General features: G+C 38.3%; 19 protein-coding genes and 1 riboswitch. Of the genes, 17 read left to right on the plus strand and 2 right to left on the minus strand.

Annotated features, from left to right (window positions below):
- Positions 1 to 161: 161 nt before the first annotated feature.
- The 16 genes from ABN702_RS00755 (at position 162) to ABN702_RS00830 (ending at position 13,753) form a co-directional block, all read left to right on the plus strand.
- Entirely contained in the window at positions 162 to 2,099 is a 1,938-nt protein-coding gene (locus tag ABN702_RS00755) for an asparagine synthase-related protein (RefSeq protein ID WP_417898978.1), read from the plus strand.
- 4 nt (positions 2,100 to 2,103) lie between these two features.
- On the plus strand, positions 2,104 to 2,235 hold the full coding sequence (locus ABN702_RS00760) for a paeninodin family lasso peptide (RefSeq protein ID WP_417898979.1): 132 nt from the start codon (positions 2,104 to 2,106) through the stop codon (positions 2,233 to 2,235).
- Positions 2,236 to 2,431: 196 nt separating this feature from the next.
- Entirely contained in the window at positions 2,432 to 3,373 is a 942-nt protein-coding gene (locus ABN702_RS00765) for an aldolase (RefSeq protein WP_417898980.1), read from the plus strand.
- Positions 3,366 to 3,656 (plus strand): lasso peptide biosynthesis PqqD family chaperone, encoded by a 291-nt coding sequence (locus ABN702_RS00770; protein WP_417898981.1) that lies wholly within the window; start codon positions 3,366 to 3,368, stop codon positions 3,654 to 3,656. The genes ABN702_RS00765 and ABN702_RS00770 overlap by 8 nt, the downstream gene beginning before the upstream one ends.
- 25 nt (positions 3,657 to 3,681) lie before the next feature.
- Positions 3,682 to 4,179, plus strand: coding sequence for a lasso peptide biosynthesis B2 protein (locus ABN702_RS00775; RefSeq protein ID WP_417898982.1), 498 nt, complete (start codon positions 3,682 to 3,684; stop codon positions 4,177 to 4,179).
- Complete coding sequence (locus tag ABN702_RS00780) at positions 4,148 to 5,335, plus strand: nucleotidyltransferase family protein (protein ID WP_417901013.1); 1,188 nt, start codon at positions 4,148 to 4,150, stop codon at positions 5,333 to 5,335. The genes ABN702_RS00775 and ABN702_RS00780 overlap by 32 nt, the downstream gene beginning before the upstream one ends.
- Before the next feature lie 19 nt (positions 5,336 to 5,354).
- Complete coding sequence (locus tag ABN702_RS00785; RefSeq protein ID WP_417898983.1) at positions 5,355 to 5,489, plus strand: paeninodin family lasso peptide; 135 nt, start codon at positions 5,355 to 5,357, stop codon at positions 5,487 to 5,489.
- A 68-nt stretch (positions 5,490 to 5,557) separates the two neighbouring features.
- Positions 5,558 to 6,136: a hypothetical protein gene (locus tag ABN702_RS00790; RefSeq protein ID WP_417898984.1), complete on the plus strand. Its 579-nt coding sequence runs from the start codon at positions 5,558 to 5,560 to the stop codon at positions 6,134 to 6,136.
- Positions 6,137 to 6,149: 13 nt separating this feature from the next.
- Positions 6,150 to 6,209, plus strand: a complete 60-nt coding sequence (locus ABN702_RS00795) for a paeninodin family lasso peptide (RefSeq protein ID WP_417901014.1) — start codon at positions 6,150 to 6,152, stop codon at positions 6,207 to 6,209.
- Between the two features lie 85 nt (positions 6,210 to 6,294).
- Entirely contained in the window at positions 6,295 to 8,088 is a 1,794-nt protein-coding gene (locus ABN702_RS00800; RefSeq protein WP_417898985.1) for an ABC transporter ATP-binding protein, read from the plus strand.
- Between the two features lie 71 nt (positions 8,089 to 8,159).
- A complete protein-coding gene (locus tag ABN702_RS00805) occupies positions 8,160 to 8,363 on the plus strand; it encodes a hypothetical protein (protein WP_417898986.1) in 204 nt (67 codons plus the stop codon).
- Positions 8,364 to 8,426: 63 nt separating this feature from the next.
- On the plus strand, positions 8,427 to 9,212 hold the full coding sequence (locus ABN702_RS00810) for a hypothetical protein (RefSeq protein ID WP_417898987.1): 786 nt from the start codon (positions 8,427 to 8,429) through the stop codon (positions 9,210 to 9,212).
- Entirely contained in the window at positions 9,209 to 9,478 is a 270-nt protein-coding gene (locus ABN702_RS00815; protein WP_417898988.1) for a PqqD family protein, read from the plus strand. The genes ABN702_RS00810 and ABN702_RS00815 overlap by 4 nt, the downstream gene beginning before the upstream one ends.
- Before the next feature lie 444 nt (positions 9,479 to 9,922).
- Positions 9,923 to 11,731 carry an ABC transporter ATP-binding protein gene (locus tag ABN702_RS00820; protein WP_417898989.1) on the plus strand — a complete coding sequence of 603 codons (1,809 nt, stop codon included), beginning with the start codon at positions 9,923 to 9,925 and terminating at the stop codon, positions 11,729 to 11,731.
- A gap of 15 nt (positions 11,732 to 11,746) precedes the next feature.
- The gene (locus tag ABN702_RS00825; RefSeq protein ID WP_417898990.1) at positions 11,747 to 12,763 is read left to right on the plus strand and encodes a nucleotidyltransferase family protein; all 1,017 of its coding nucleotides are present in this window, start codon (positions 11,747 to 11,749) and stop codon (positions 12,761 to 12,763) included.
- A gap of 18 nt (positions 12,764 to 12,781) precedes the next feature.
- On the plus strand, positions 12,782 to 13,753 hold the full coding sequence (locus ABN702_RS00830) for a metallophosphoesterase (protein WP_417898991.1): 972 nt from the start codon (positions 12,782 to 12,784) through the stop codon (positions 13,751 to 13,753).
- Positions 13,754 to 13,772: 19 nt separating this feature from the next.
- Here ABN702_RS00830 and ABN702_RS00835 read toward each other — a convergent pair whose 3' ends face one another.
- Positions 13,773 to 14,102 (minus strand): helix-turn-helix domain-containing protein, encoded by a 330-nt coding sequence (locus ABN702_RS00835; protein WP_417898992.1) that lies wholly within the window; start codon positions 14,100 to 14,102, stop codon positions 13,773 to 13,775.
- Positions 14,103 to 14,191: 89 nt separating this feature from the next.
- On the minus strand, positions 14,192 to 14,338 hold the full coding sequence (locus tag ABN702_RS00840; RefSeq protein ID WP_417898993.1) for an anti-repressor SinI family protein: 147 nt from the start codon (positions 14,336 to 14,338) through the stop codon (positions 14,192 to 14,194).
- A 29-nt stretch (positions 14,339 to 14,367) separates the two neighbouring features.
- Positions 14,368 to 14,459: riboswitch (cyclic di-GMP riboswitch) on the minus strand.
- A gap of 466 nt (positions 14,460 to 14,925) precedes the next feature.
- Between ABN702_RS00840 and ABN702_RS00845 the strand changes: the two genes are divergently transcribed.
- Positions 14,926 to 15,666: an alpha/beta hydrolase gene (locus ABN702_RS00845; protein ID WP_417898994.1), complete on the plus strand. Its 741-nt coding sequence runs from the start codon at positions 14,926 to 14,928 to the stop codon at positions 15,664 to 15,666.
- The last annotated feature ends 34 nt before the right edge of the window (positions 15,667 to 15,700 follow it).

Here is a 15,700-nt window from a genome sequence, read left to right on the forward strand (position 1 = left end):
AACTTTTCTATTATATATAATTCAAAAGATATGAGAAGAGTTTGTACATTTTGGTAAGAAGTTAGTTGACTATTTTCCAAAAAAATGATAAATTTTAATTACGTTCTATATCGAGAACATTATGGTTCTTCAAAGCGCAAATTTTTTTAGTGGGGGCAAGTATGAGTGCAATAACTGGCATATTTAATACTAATGATTCATTTATACCTAAAGGGTTAAAACAAATATTAGAGAATAGTTTATCTATATTCCCTTCGGACAGAATACACTATTGGTCTGACAATAACGTTTTCATTGGATGTCATATGCAGTGGGTAACTCCAGAATCAATTAGTGAACAAATACCTTATTATAATAGTGAAAGGCGTTTAGCCATTACTGCAGATGCGATAATCGACAACAGAAAACAATTGTTTGATCTTCTACAAATTCAAGTTCAAATTAGAAAGTCTATAACGGATAGTGAATTAATTCTTCTGGCTTACCAAAAATGGGGAGAAGACGTTTCAAAGCATTTAATTGGTGATTTTGCATTTGTTATTTGGGATGAAAAGAACCAAAAATTATTTGCTTCAAGAGACTTTTCAGGAAGTAGAACACTTTATTATAGTCATAAAAATAACATGTTTTCTTTTTGTACGATTATGCAGCCATTGCTTTGTTTGCCATTTGTGAATGAGTCATTAAATGAAGATTGGTTATCACAGTATATAGCAATTTCTAGTGTAATTGATGTAGTAGACACTTCTTCTACTATTTATAAAGAAATCCACCAACTTCCGCCTTCGCATAATTTAATCCTCCAAAACAGTAAATTAAGATTAAGTCGATATAGCAATCTATATAATATAAAAAAGAGAAATTATAAAAATAAAAGTGATTATGTAGAAGAATTTATGGATGTATTCACTGAAGCTGTGAATTGTAGACTTCGAACCTTTAAAAATGTGGGTGCACATTTAAGTGGAGGCCTTGACTCTGGTGCCGTGGTTAGCGTAGCACAAGGATTGTTAAATGAAGAAAAAAAAAATTTACATACTTTTAGTTATCTTCCGCCGAATGACTTTCAAGACTTTTCTACTTCTAAGTATAGAATTGCCGATGAACGTCCGTTTATTGAAACAACTATTAATCACATTCCAAATTTAAAAGAAAACTTTTTAAATTTCGAAAACGATTGTCCTTATAATGAAATTGATGATTTTCTTGATATTATGGAGAGTCCCTATAAATTTTTCGAAAATTCCATTTGGCTTAAAGGAATATATGAACAGGCAGCAAAAAATGAAATTGGTGTCCTGCTAAATGGTGGTAGAGGAAATTTATCTATTTCTTGGGGACCGGCACTTGAGTTTTATGGTTTATTATTCAAAAGATTCCACTGGAGAAAGTTAAATAAGGAATTGAGTTTATATAGTAGAAACATGGAGGTTCACAAGTCTGAAGTCTTTCCTTATGTCCTGAAGTTTGCTTTTCCTTACTTTAAATCCCCGATTAATAATGTAAAGACACTTTCGTTAATCAATCCTAATTTTGCTAAAAGAACAGGTGTATATACAAAATTAGAGAGTTATGGGTTACATTACGATGCAAGTAAACTACCTAATATTTTTGAAGAAAGAAAGAAACATTTCGGTGAGTTATATCATTGGAATGCGACTAACACCTTAAGTTCAAAGCTCTCTTTAAGGTATGGACTTTGGAAGAGGGATCCTACAAATGATTTACGTTTGGTAAAATTTTGTCTTTCAGTTCCTGACGAAGAATGTGTAAAGGATGGTCTAGATAGGGCACTTATTAGGAGGGCTTTAAAGGAGAAGTTACCAGATACAATAAGGTTGAACCAACTATATCGAGGAGTTCAGGGAGTAGATTGGGTACACCGCATGAAAAATTCCTGGCCAAACTTTACCAATGAGTTAGAAAGTATGAAGAAAAATGGATATATATTCCAATATATAAATAAAGAAGTTTTAGAGGTTGCAATTAAAAAAGTAAAAGAGGGGCCAATCACTCAAAAAGCAATAGACCCATATTATCGAATTGCAATTAGAAGTTTAATCATTAATCGCTTTATTTCTAGAATTGAAGGGAGGTGAAATTATGAAGAAACAATGGGTAAAACCAAATGTAGAAATTCTTGATATCCAATCAACAATGGCATCAGGTTATGAGGGGTATCATGATGAGGCTTACGTAGGAGAGCCATCATATGGACCTCATCATAAATCATAAGTTTATAAGAATCAGAGCCCTTATGCATTTCGTGTAAGGGTTTATAAATTTATTTGACATGAAAAAGAAAAGAGATTAAAATTGAGTTGTATTCTTTATTAAGAACAATTTATAAGAGGAAAATTTTTTAACGACACTGTTCTTTATAAAGAACTAATTGTTTTTGTTTAAAGAAAACCAAGTAGGAGAGATCTCCATGAGCATTTCGTTAAAATTATTATACAAAGCGTTCGGATTTACTATAAAAAGTGAATATGTGTTCCCTGAGCTAACCAGGGCTGATTTAGGAACGGAGTTATGTGATATTTCCATCCAAGTAGGTAAACTAGAACCCAAATGGCAGTCTCTCTTTCAACAACCAAACCAATACTTCCACGTAAAGGAAAACCTCTGTATGTTCCATGTCCCTGGCACTGCCATCTTCCTCATCCAAAACGGCAACGAAATAAACGTCAGCCCGTATGAAGGAGCTGCAGAAGATCACATCCGACTCTACCTACTTGGTACGTGTATGGGGGCGATTCTCATGCAACGCAGGATTCTTCCACTGCATGGCAGTGCGATTGCCATCGATGGAAAAGCTTATGCAATAGTCGGTGATTCCGGAGCGGGTAAATCTACGACGGCTTCGGCTTTGTTAAAGCAGGGGTATGAATTGATTAGTGATGACGTCATTCCCGTTTCTTTCAACGAACAAGGTATCCCATTGGTGACTCCGGCTTATCCGCAGCAGAAGTTGTGGCAGGAGAGTATAGATGAGTTCGGGATGGAGTCGAGTCACTTCCGTCCGATCATTGATCGTGAAACAAAGTTTGCAATTCCGGTGTCATCACAGTTTTGTGACATGGCTCTCCCTTTAGCTGGAGTTTTTGAGTTGATTAAAACGGAGGGTGAAACTCTTACACTTTCGTCCGTTACGGGACTGGAAAGATTCCATCTGTTATTCCAGCATACATATCGAAATTTCTTTATACCAAGGGCGGGATTGATGGAGTGGCATTTCCAGACTTCAGCTAAGATGGTAAATAAGATGAGCTTTTATCGAATTCAGCGTCCAACGTCCTATTTTACAACAGATAAAATAACGGACTTTATTCTGACTAATATGGAGAGAAAGGGTGAAGTGGTTAATGGCTAAAGGGTTAGTTATGACAGATGATTGTGTATATTCTCAGGTGGAAGGAAACATCATCAGTGATATGGATGGAGAAAAAGTGATGTTTAGTATTGCAAACGGAAAGTATTACAACCTGGGCGAGGTTGGGGGCGCTATCTGGGATCTGCTTCAGGAGCCTAACAGCATTAATGGGATGGTTGGCCAATTGCAGGAGGAATATGATGTGGATGAAAAGACTTGTGAAATGCAGGTGATGGAGTTCATCGCGATGCTTCATAAGGAAGGACTTATTAAACAAAATTAATCTTCCGATGCGAAAGGACCATAACATGAGAAAACTGAAATTGTTATTGGAGGCTGACTGGTACACTAGGAGACTATTGGTAGAATCCTATCTCCATTTAGCCTGGGCCCGCTATTTAAAAAGCGTCCCATTTGCTACTGTAGCACCATCTTTGGGTGTGAATATGAGCGAGACAACCTTTGAACGACCACCTTTAGGAGATCAGAAGGTTCTTGCTGCGGTTTCCCAAGCTGTCCATATTATGAGTAAATACACGCTTTGGGAAAGTCAGTGCCTGGTGAAGGCGATGGCTGCCATGAAGATGCTTGAAAAGAGGAACATTGAGAGTACCTTGTACCTCGGTACGGCCAAGGACGAAAACGGCAAGCTCATTGCGCATGCTTGGTTGAGATCAGGTCCTTTTTACATCACAGGGGCTGAGGTCATGAATCAGTTTACAGTGGTGGGGAAATTCGCCAAAACAATTGGAGGGGAGCGGCAAAGTGAAAATAATGGATCTGGATTTAGCGAAAGTTCCTCATGAGCTCCTTTTCATCCTTCATGTATTAAAAGAAAAAAGAACAACAGCTTGGCACGATCAATATAAGCAACTGCTAGAAAAAGTAAACTGGGATGCATTCCTGCAACTTGCCAAACATCATCGCCTTTTCCCTCTCCTACACCAACAACTTAAAGGGATGGATGTATCCTGCATACCTGATTATGTTATACGTCAATTGAAGGCGATATATCAGCAGAATACTTTTCAGATGCTACATCTTACTGCGGAAATGAACCATCTTAACCAACAATTCCTATCAAACAATATTCGAACCATATTTTTAAAAGGTCCGGTACTTGCACAAGAGCTATATGGCGATATTTCTTTTAGAACATCCTGTGATTTGGATGTTTTGATTCCTTTAGAAAACTTGGGTGAAGCGGAAGCGTTGCTTATAAAACTAGGTTATGAGAAGGATGATTATATCGAGACCATACTCGGGGACTGGACGTGGCGGCATCATCACGTCACATATTTTCACCGGATAAAAGGGGTGAAATGTGAGCTACATTGGCGGTTGAATCCTGGTCCAGGTTTTGAGCCTGGTTTTGACGATCTTTGGAATCGTAAAAAGAAAAGCTCTCTTTTGAAAGAAACGGTGTATATGCTGGGGAAAGAGGATCTGTTCTTCTTTCTTGCTACACATGGGGCACGCCACGGTTGGTCAAGGCTTAGATGGTTAGTGGATATCCATTGCCTATTGGGCCATGAAGTAAACTGGCATCAGGTTGTCAATCTTTTTAAAAAGTACCACTTTCAAAAAATTGGTGGTCAGGCACTCTTTTTATCTATAAATCTGTTAAACTCTGAAATTCCTTTGGAAGTTAATAGTTTATTAGAAAAAAGGTCAAACCAGTTGGCCCAACAAGCCATCTTTTATTTACAGTCTATGGTTAATTTACATACTGATCCAGTTCCAGAGGATGTCTCGGATTACCATGGTAAACACTTGTTTTCACTTATGTCGTATCAACAAAAAACACTATATTTATTAAGCTGTTTGTTTCCGTTTCCAGAAGATGCTGAAACATTACCATTACCAAAACTTTTACATTTTTTGTATGTTCCCTTACGGCCATTTTTGTGGGCATGGAGGAAAAGTACGAAGCCACTATCTGTTAAGGTATTCAAAGGTTAATGTAAAGGAGGTGAATGTATTGAAAAGCGAATGGAATAAGCCTACGTTAGATGTTTTAGAAATTCGCCAAACCATGAAAGGCTGGAATCCAGGTGGAGGAGGCGGATCTGATGAAGATGATAATGATTGCGAACCTATAAGTGGAGAAAGTTAATATCAAATTGTAACCCTTTAACTTTTGGTGAAGGGTTACTTAATATACTTTGAATAGGCGGATTGTTCATGTATGAAAGAGTTGAAAATTTCCAACAACAGCAAGCCTTCGAGAGCATGTGGGAGCATATCTGCAAGAAAAATAAATGGATGAACGACCCATATGACCCACAAGGAATTCGTTATAATCTCCTTTTACTCCAAGATAAAATATTTCCTTTTTTCCACAAGAAAAAAATAATTGGGACCATAGAGTTTTTGCGTTACAATCCTGAAAGTCCATACTGTACAGTTGAAGGACCTGGTAAATACTGCTTTTCAGAACTAAAGGGAATAAAACAATACCAAGATCGAGTGTGGGAAATTGATAAATTATGTTTAAGTGAAAAGTTTCAGCATAAAGGTTATTTCACTGATTTTTTTCATGTGTTTGAGGACCATATTTTAACCTATCGGCCTAAATTTTATATAGGTCTCATGGAAAAGAAGTTTTTTCAGATGATGCAAATGAAGTTTGGTCTTGCAATAGAATCGAAAGCAGAAATGAAAGGACCTGGCACATCCCTAATGGCCGTAATCTTTGATGTAGAAAAGTTGATGAATGATACAAAGAAAGTAGAAACATTAAAAAAATTGGCGAGAATTTAAGGAGGTATATCAAATGAAAGTGTGGGAGAAACCGCATCTTGAAATTTTAGATATAAATGAAACCTTTTTTTGATGTTTACCCCCTCTCAGTGTAGGGACTGAGGATTTTAATTGTGAAAGCTGAAAAAAAAGGCCCTTAAAATGTCAGGAGGATTTACATGAAGGAGTTCCGCTATTTTCTCACAAAAATCCATCATTACGCGGGGAAGATCCTATATATTAATATGATTTCGATGGTTATCATCGGTTTGCTGGATGGGATCGGGATTCTTCTTTTAATTCCGATGATCAACATGACGGGGATCATTAATTTCCAAGCCGCAGGGACGCCATTAGGAGGTGTCCTGTCCTATTTAGAAGGTGTTGCTGCATTCTTAGGGTTGCCTGGGATACTGGCTATCTATGTGCTGATTGTTGTTGCCCATAATATTGTCCACAGGCAGATTACGATACGGAATGCAATTATCCAGCAAGGATTTTTTCGGCATTTGCGGGTACAAACGTATGATTCCTTTTTACATGCAAACTGGAATTTCTTCATCAAAAACCGTAAGTCAGACTTGATCAATTTTATGACGACGGAAGTTGCCAGAGCAAGTGCAGGCACGAGCTCCTTTTTGCAGTTTGCTTCTTCCTTGATTTTTACTGTCATTCAGATAGGTTTAGCTTTGATGCTGTCACCGACTATTACAAGTTTTATTCTGATTAGTGGAGTTTTTCTCGTACTGTTAAACAGAAAATTCCTGAAATGGTCGATGGAATTAGGGAAGCGTAACTATGACTTGGGCCGCAGCTATCTGGCTGGAATTACCGATCAGATTAATGGAATCAAAGATATTAAGAGTAATACATTGGAAGATTCGAGAATGGTTTGGTATCAGAATATCACCGAACGGATGCAAAATGAGCAGATTGAATATACGAGACTCAAAACAAAATCCCAATTGTATTATAAAATCGCTTCTGCTGTTCTGATTGCCGTTTTTATTTACCTTGGTGTGGTGCTCTTTAATGCACAAGTTACTCAATTGATGCTCATAATTGTCATCTTCTCCAGGCTATGGCCAAGGGTGGCAGGGATACAGGGCTCCCTTGAACAACTGGCTACCACTATACCTGCGTTTAAAGCGGTGATTGCCATCCAGAATGAGTCGAGAAATGCCAGGGAATTTACTGAAACTACTGATAATATTAGACCGATGGAAGTTCATACAAGCATGGAGTGTAAAGATGTCTTCTTTCGATACAGGAAGGACCAACCTGAATTTGCCCTCAACAACATTAACCTGCACATTCCTGGTAATCAGATGACAGCGGTAGTTGGTAAATCCGGAGCGGGCAAGAGTACATTAATTGATTTGTTGATGGGATTGAATCAGCCGGAGTATGGAGAGCTCTTAATAGACGGTATCCCGCTTACAAGCGACAAGCTTGTTTCCCTAAGAAGAGCAATTAGTTATGTACCCCAGGATCCATTCCTATTCAATACGACCGTCAGGGAAAACTTATTGTTGGTAAAACCGGAGGCATCTGTGGATGAAGTATGGGAAGCGCTTGAATTTTCATCTGCAGCAGAATTTGTAAGAAAGTTACCTAATGGACTTGATACGGTGATTGGAGACCGAGGTATTAAACTTTCCGGTGGCGAACGTCAGCGGCTTGTACTTGCAAGGGCCATTTTAAGAAAGCCGTCCATTCTGGTCCTGGATGAAGCGACAAGTGCCCTTGATACAGAGAATGAATCCAAAATCCAGCATGCATTGGAGATGCTGAAAGGGAAAATGACGATTATTGTTATTGCCCATCGATTATCCACGATCAGGAATGCAGATCAGGTTGTCGTGTTGGAAAATGGTTTCATCATCCAACGAGGCGAGTTTGGCCAACTTGCCGAAGAAAGAAAAAGTGTGTTTGGTAAATTGCTGAAGAGCCAGATGAAAGCCACTTACTAAAGGAATAAAAATATTAGCCACCGAGCAGTCTTTATGTTCTTAATAAAGAATTGGAGAGGGGAGGTGAGTTTATGAATGCCAACGAATATATTGCGCCAAAAGTTTTGCTGCATCAGCCAATAAGGTTTGAAACTTCGCAAAGCTGGAATGCAGCAGGTTGTATGGGAAAAGGGAATATTCCAGGTCCACCAGGTGATGGAAACGGAGGTCCGGTTGGGGGTGCTCCTCCACATAATAATGGATGTCCACCTGGCCAAACTAAAAAAAATAGATAACTCCATTTACAGAGTCAATTCTCCCTATTGGCTCTGTCATCATCTCAAAAAGGCGGCTTAACGATGAAAACATTGCATGTAAAAATAGGGGAGCACCATATTAAATTTGTCAGTCCCTATAAACATCTTCTAACTAAGTTTAGAGAGGAGTATGAGATTCTAAAGGGAAACAAACGAGTCAAACCACATCTATTAATCTATCTTGAAAGTGGTTATGGTACATCGTTTATAAACTATGAGGTGGATAACTTTCGGGAAAATGGAAAAATCATTTTCCGGCGGTCTGACTATCAAATAACCGTGGACAGCGATTATAAGGTGGCAAAACTTTACTTCCATGATGACCTCGCCTTGAAGCATGCCATGATGAACTTATATAGTTCCTTCATTGTTTATCACAATTGGGGGTTGTTGATACACTCATCCGCCGTAGTCAATGATAGTAAGGCCTTTATTTTTGCGGGACAGTCAGGGGCCGGGAAATCGACTTCCGCTATGCTGTCTATTCCGAGAACCATTCTTTCGGATGAAGCTGCCATCGTAAAAATTGATAAGGGGGTATCGACCGTTTATCATTCTCCCTTCCGAAGTGAGATTAAGCCTACCAATCTTACGGAATATTCACCTGTTGAGGGAATATATTTGCTCCACCAATCCTATGAAATTCACAAGCATGCCATCAAGAGATCAGATGCCTTCCTCCAGTTGATGGATAAGGTATTTTATTGGTCACGGGAAGCAGAGGATACGAAAAAAATAATAGTGCTGTTAAAAAAATTGGTAAACCTGACACCTGTTCATCACTTATATTTTCAAAAGAACGATAAATTCTGGGAGGTGATTTCTTGAGCAGGAAGTATATTCAAAATAGTGGTTGTGAAGCCTCGGAATTAGATGATGAGTGGATCATTTTAAATACGGAGAATTTTACGGTAACGAAAATTAACCAGGTTGGTGGCTTATGTTGGTCCATTCTAAGCGAAGCCCAGACTGTGGAGAGTATCGTGGAATCTGTAGAAAGGCACTTTCATGGTTCAGGTTTAGTGCAAAAAGAAGAGATAGAGGACTTTATCATGCAGCTTGAGAATTGTGGAGTTATCAGGAATGTTCCCTGAAGATAAAAGGATCGTCCCCATGGTAAGGGAGGTATTGCTTAAAAAAGGGTGGATCGACCTTCCCTCGCACGGTACGAGTATGTATCCACTCATTAAAGAGGGAGACATATGCAGATTCTCCTATTGTAATCCTTCCGAGCTGAAAAAAAGGGATGTCATTCTTTTTTCAACCCCTTCCAATTGCTTTGTTGCTCATCGCCTAATTCAAATAGATAATACCCGTTATATATGTAAGGGTGATGGTAATCTTGGGTTTGATCCACCTATTGAGCAGAGCCACATATTAGGAAAATTGATGTATATAAAAAGAAACGATAAGAATATACATCTGGACAATTTTTCTTTGAAAGTTTGGGGACATTTCGTTCAGTCAGTCCCTGTTGTCTCCTCTGTGATCAGACTATATTTGAAGCACAAAACCTCTGCCTGATTTGGAGTGATGAGATGAGCGCAAGTTATAAACAAAGGTTAATGGAACTAAAAAGCCAATACTTCTCGGTTAATGATATCAAAAAAATATTTGTACTTTTGTCCCCCTTTATCAAAAAAAATAAGAAAGCATATATAATTCTGCTTAGTCTTCTTATGGTTGATATTGGGTTGACCATCGGATTTGCATGGTTTTTTGGAAATATTGCAGATGCAGCAGTGCAAAGCAATTTTGATGATATTAGATGGTTGGTTCCGATAGGAATTTCCATTACGATAATTAGTATAGTTACGGGATTCATTTATATTTATTTTGAAGCGATTGCAACTTATGGAGTAAAAAAAGATTTGAAAAATCATGTATTTCAACATGTATTACGGCTTCCGGCTTCTACTGCATCAAACCGTTCTTCCGGAGAACTTGTTTCCCATTTTACAAATGATATTAATAGTATAGATGGTGTGGTTGGCAGTAATATAATCAATTTTATCTATCTTCCATTAATTTATTTGACCGTTTTTATATTTTTGTTCCAGATCAATTGGCAGCTGTCTGTGATCAGTTTGCTTGTTGCCCCGGCCGCAATTGTTTCCGGTGCCTTCTTTGGCATATTGCTACGGAATAATGGCAGGAAGATTCATTATTTAGTTGCCAAAATGAACGGCTTCTTAAATGAATCCTTTCAAGGCTTTTTGACTGTCAGGTCATTTACATTGGAAAAGCTGTTGTATAGGAATTATAGGAAACAAAATCAAGAATTGTATTCATTGGAAATGAAGAATGCCAAGCTAAGGGGCTGGTTTCATTCCGGCTCACAGTTCGTAAGTTCTTTAACATATATAGCTACCCTTTGTGTTGGTGCCTATTTCGTATCAACGGGTGTCATGACGGTAGGTTCATTGCTGATTTTTGTGACACTTGTGAATCATCTGGTCTATCCGTTGACAGAGCTGGCAGGGCAATGGGCCGGTTTCCAAAGGTCAATTTCTGCAGTGGAACGTGTTGTGACAGTTTTGGAGGAAAAGACAGATTGTGAAGAGCTGCCTTTCTATGTGAGGCAGGACGATAGGGGCTTGCAAGCTATCACATTCAAAGATATCCATTTCAGCTATGATGAACATATAAAAGTGGTTGAGAATTTCAATTTGCATATACCGGCCGGGCAAGTGACCGCTATTGTTGGACCATCGGGAGCGGGTAAATCCACTTTGTTTAATCTTTTACAATGCTTTTATAGACCACAATCAGGAGAAATCTCTATTGGTGGACGAAGCATTGAAGCGTTTACGATTGCGGAGCTAAGAAGTCAAATTGCCCATGTATCCCAGGATACTTTTCTTTTTCAGGGGACTATCAGGGAAAACCTAGTGCTTGCAAGGCCAGATGTAACAGAAGAGGAAATGGAAGAGGCAGCGAGGATTGCCAATATTGACTCGTTCATCCAATCCTTAACGAGAGGTTATGATACGGAAATCGGGGAACGGGGAATTAAATTATCAGGTGGCCAGAAGCAACGGATTGCCATTGCGAGGGCTGTGCTGAAAAACGCGCCGATTCTTTTGTTGGACGAAGCTACCTCGGCACTTGATAATGAAACGGAATATCAGGTAAAGGCTGCCTTGGATGTGCTGATGGAGGGCAGGACCACGCTTGTGATTGCTCATCGCTTATCTACAATCCAGCATGCTGATTTAATACTAGTAATGGATAAAGGTGAAATTGTCCAATATGGTCGCCATGAGGAGCTATTGGAGCAACCTGGTTTGTATAAAAAGCTTAATCACTCTTTTAAAGAGGAATCAAAAGATTTGCACTTAGTATAGGAAGAGGGAAGAAACTTGAGCATTTCTTTTATACAGAAAATATATGAAGGAAACAATCTTCCATTGCCTGAACAGGGAAACTACGAAAACATATTAAGTCTGTTAGAAAAAGATGGTGTCTCTCCTCAGGTATATTACTTATTAAAAGAAAGAGGCTTACTGGGGGACACCCCGATATTCTTCCAGGAAGGATTAAGAAGACTTTATCAGGAGAGTTTGTTTTTAAACTTATATATTAAGAATCAACAAACGAGAATCCTGGAGTGCTTTGAAGAGAGCCGTGTCGAGGTTATTCCATTAAAAGGGACTCTCTTTGCGGAAAAATATTATGGAGATCTTGGGGCAAGAGCAACATCTGATATCGATCTGCTAATAAAAGTACAGGACTTGACTGAAGCAGTTCAAATTGTGAAATCTTTAGGATTCTCCATGGACCATGTGCAAATAAAAAACCATTTTCACATCAGTTTATGTAAGGATATACCTGGATCTTCCATTCCCTTGACTGTTGAGTTGCACTGGGACCTTCTTTGGAAACGGACGGCAAATTTAAACATCAACGACTTCTGGAATCATGCTCTTGTAACCGGAGGATATCGGTATGTGAAAGAGTTATCAGGCTTTCTTACTTTTTATTTTATATGCCTCCACGGTTGGAGACATAATATGGATTCACCAAAATACTTTTTGGATATAATCCAAGTGGCTGAAGTATTAGGTAGTGAGATGGACTACCACGAACTTTTGACTGTCGCAAAAAAGCATCAAACCTTAAAGAGAATAATCCGTACTTTATCAATCGTTTCTTTTCATTTTCTAAATTTGGATCATTTCATATCACTTCCTAAGAGAAGAACGGCTATGTGGTGGGATGCCCACCCAGTTGTTAAGGATACTCAACCCAATAAAGTGAAAAGTTACTTAGATTTTATTGACTATCAATTTTTCAGTTATGATAAAGTGCATCATACAGTCCGGGAGGTTGTAAACTGGATTGGTTATGGTAGAGAGGGAATATCCCGGACGAAGTAAGGTTATTGGAGAGGTTTTATGAAAAGGGTTAAAAGGAAGAAAATGATTTTATTATTATTTGTATTTCTGATAGTGTTTATAGCTATTGATAATAACCGGATTAAAATTGTACATGAAGAAATTATAGCAGAGACCCTTACAAAGGACCTTGAGGGTTTTACTGTCCTCCAGGTCACAGATCTTCATGAAAAGGAATTCGGACATAATCAAAAAAGGCTGATCAAGAAAATTAATTCTATAGAATATGATGTAATTGTCTTTACAGGAGATATGCTCAACAGCAAGAGCAGTAGTAATTATGCCCCTTATTATAAACTGATTGAAGAAATCAAAAATAAGGAACATGCTCTTTTTGTCCCTGGTAATGCGGATCCGGTTCCCTATCTTATAAAACAAGACGAAATAGTAAAAAACGAGTTTGTCATAGGAATGGAGGAGAGAGGCGTCCAGTTTCTTGAGACTAATTATGCCATTCATCTTGGTGAATCGGTTATCCGGATCGTGGATTTCGAGAGCTCTATTATTAGTGAGAAAAGGATCGAGACATATAGGGATTCAAATGTGAATGGAGATTACTCTCCTTATATTAGATTGCAGCTGGAAAATTACAATGATAATTTGGTGTTGGACGAAGGGGACACGGATCTCTTGATTGCGCTGAATCATTATCCTGTAGTAGATCGCAGGATCGATTTGCTTAATAGTGATCCAAACTATAACATGAGGGAATTTGACTTGCTACTAGCTGGTCATTATCACGGAGGGCAGTTTAGAATCCCTTTTTATGGTGCGTTTTTTGTACCTGAAGCCTATTACGACAGAAATGGACTCTTTCCTCCTCAGGACAGGGTAAAGGGGCTTTGGGAATACAAAGGTATCAAGCAGTATGTCAGTACCGGATTGGGGAGCAGTGATACACTGCCTTTCATGAAATTCAGGCTGTTTAATACACCGGAATTGAATGTTATTACATTTACATCAAAAAAGTAAGTGCCAGGTTGGAGGGCACTTACTTTTTATTATCCTGATTAATTTTCCATTTATTAAATTCCAGGAAATCACGGAATTGATCTTTTGTTACTCCGGAATCCATTGCTTCTCTTACTAATGTCGCCCATTCACGATCAAGGTTTTCTTTTTCATCATTATCATGCAGAAGGGTATTCACCGACACACCTAAAACTGATGACACCTTTTCCAAGAATTGTACTGATGGGTTGGATTGTAAATTTCTTTCAATGGAACTCAGGTAAGACTTTGCTACGCCAGCACGATCTGCCAATTCTGACATAGACATTTTACGTTGTGCTCTATATTTTTTAATTCGTTCACCAATCATGGCTTTCACCTTCCTATCATGCATATTATAGCATATAACGAAGGGATTGTTAGATATTTAGAACAAAAATACGAAATAATTCCTACTATTTAGAGATTTTTATATGAAGAGGTAGTGTTATTATGCAGAAAATCTCTAATCTCATCCGTACTAATACCCATATCAAGGGCATTAGCAATTAGTTCCACCCACTCCTTGTCTAAATTTTCAGTTAAATTAAACACTATCTTCTCCATCCTTTTCCCTCCTAAAATACTTTGGTATTTCAGGCAGCCCAGCCATCCTAATAGTTACACAACTAAATTAGATCTGTTGACTTTGCGTCCTTGTTTTTCAACAAGTTTGCCTTTGACTGTTGTTTTGATATACAACTTTCGTATGATAAACTTTGTCCTTCTTATACTCCAAATTTATTATAAATTAACTTTTTATGGAATGTTGCTGATTGATGTCGAATAGGAAAAATTATTTTACAAAAATTCTTTAAGGAATATGAACTACGATTTTCAATAAAAGAGGGGAGAAAAGGATGATTTTGGATAGTAAAAATACGTAGTTTTAAAGGTAGAAAAGTAATTAAAATCTACTTTTTCTGTCGAAATTGAGAATAAAACAAACATTTTGAATATTTATTTTTGACACACCCTCGAAAAAACATTTTAGGATTCGAATACATTCCGTTTCCGTATAACCGTATAATAATCTCCCTCAAAAGCTATTCCCACACGTTTATGGTAAAATGTTCTTTCTAGACCAATTGTATCTGTTTTTTTAATAACAGTAGCATACTATAGATAGTATACATAGAAAGGATAGGTTTTGAATGAATGTGAAGTTGCCGAAGCCGTTTACTTTTGAGGGCGGCGAACGTGCTGTTTTAATGTTGCATGGATTTACGGGTAATTCTGCGGATGTACGGATGATGGGGCGTTTCCTGGAGAAGCGGGGGTATACGTGTCATGCTCCACAGTATAAGGGTCATGGTGTACCGCCAGAAGAACTAGTAAATACAGGTCCAGAGGATTGGTGGAAGGACGTCATGGAGGCGTATCAATTTCTGAAGGATCGCGGGCATGAAAGTATTGCTGTTGTTGGACTTTCGCTTGGAGGCGTATTTTCTTTGAAATTGGGTTACACTGTTCCTGTCAAGGGTATTGTGCCTATGTGTGCGCCTATGTATATCAAGAGTGAAGAGATCATGTATCGGGGAGTCTTGGAGTACGCAAAAGAATGGAAGAGACGTGAAGGGAAATCCGCTGAGCAAATCGAGCAAGAGATGAAGGAATTTGAAAAAACACCGATGGGCACGTTGAAGGCGTTGCAGGAATTGATTGCGGATGTGCGGAATAATGTGGATATGATCTACTCTCCGACATTAGTGGTACAGGCTCGTCATGACAATATGATCAACACCGACAGTGCTAACATCATCTACAATGAAGTGGAGTCGGATAAAAAGGAAATCAAATGGTACGAGGAATCCGGGCATGTGATTACGCTTGATAAAGAGCGTGATCAGCTGCATGAGGATGTATATGAGTTTTTGGAATCATTGGATTGGTAATACTAATAGTAGAGAAGAAAAGCGAGATTGCTTT

Origin of the sequence: Bacillus haimaensis, from assembly GCF_048270625.1 — a bacterium.
GTDB classification, from domain to species: Bacteria; Bacillota; Bacilli; order Bacillales; family Bacillaceae_I; genus Sutcliffiella_A; species Sutcliffiella_A haimaensis.

Excerpts from the sequence above, each read along its gene's own strand:
- ABN702_RS00755 (WP_417898978.1), top strand. The coding sequence starts at position 162 with ATGAGTGCAATAACTGGCATATTTAATACTAATGATTCATTTATACCT.
- ABN702_RS00760 (WP_417898979.1), top strand. The coding sequence starts at position 2,104 with ATGAAGAAACAATGGGTAAAACCAAATGTAGAAATTCTTGATATCCAA.
- ABN702_RS00765 (WP_417898980.1), top strand. The coding sequence starts at position 2,432 with ATGAGCATTTCGTTAAAATTATTATACAAAGCGTTCGGATTTACTATA.
- ABN702_RS00770 (WP_417898981.1), top strand. The coding sequence starts at position 3,366 with ATGGCTAAAGGGTTAGTTATGACAGATGATTGTGTATATTCTCAGGTG.
- ABN702_RS00775 (WP_417898982.1), top strand. The coding sequence starts at position 3,682 with ATGAGAAAACTGAAATTGTTATTGGAGGCTGACTGGTACACTAGGAGA.
- ABN702_RS00780 (WP_417901013.1), top strand. The coding sequence starts at position 4,148 with ATGGATCTGGATTTAGCGAAAGTTCCTCATGAGCTCCTTTTCATCCTT.
- ABN702_RS00790 (WP_417898984.1), top strand. The coding sequence starts at position 5,558 with ATGTATGAAAGAGTTGAAAATTTCCAACAACAGCAAGCCTTCGAGAGC.
- ABN702_RS00800 (WP_417898985.1), top strand. The coding sequence starts at position 6,295 with ATGAAGGAGTTCCGCTATTTTCTCACAAAAATCCATCATTACGCGGGG.
- ABN702_RS00805 (WP_417898986.1), top strand. The coding sequence starts at position 8,160 with ATGAATGCCAACGAATATATTGCGCCAAAAGTTTTGCTGCATCAGCCA.
- ABN702_RS00810 (WP_417898987.1), top strand. The coding sequence starts at position 8,427 with ATGAAAACATTGCATGTAAAAATAGGGGAGCACCATATTAAATTTGTC.
- ABN702_RS00820 (WP_417898989.1), top strand. The coding sequence starts at position 9,923 with ATGAGCGCAAGTTATAAACAAAGGTTAATGGAACTAAAAAGCCAATAC.
- ABN702_RS00830 (WP_417898991.1), top strand. The coding sequence starts at position 12,782 with ATGAAAAGGGTTAAAAGGAAGAAAATGATTTTATTATTATTTGTATTT.
- ABN702_RS00835 (WP_417898992.1), bottom strand. The coding sequence starts at position 14,102 with ATGATTGGTGAACGAATTAAAAAATATAGAGCACAACGTAAAATGTCT.
- ABN702_RS00840 (WP_417898993.1), bottom strand. The coding sequence starts at position 14,338 with ATGGAGAAGATAGTGTTTAATTTAACTGAAAATTTAGACAAGGAGTGG.
- ABN702_RS00845 (WP_417898994.1), top strand. The coding sequence starts at position 14,926 with ATGAATGTGAAGTTGCCGAAGCCGTTTACTTTTGAGGGCGGCGAACGT.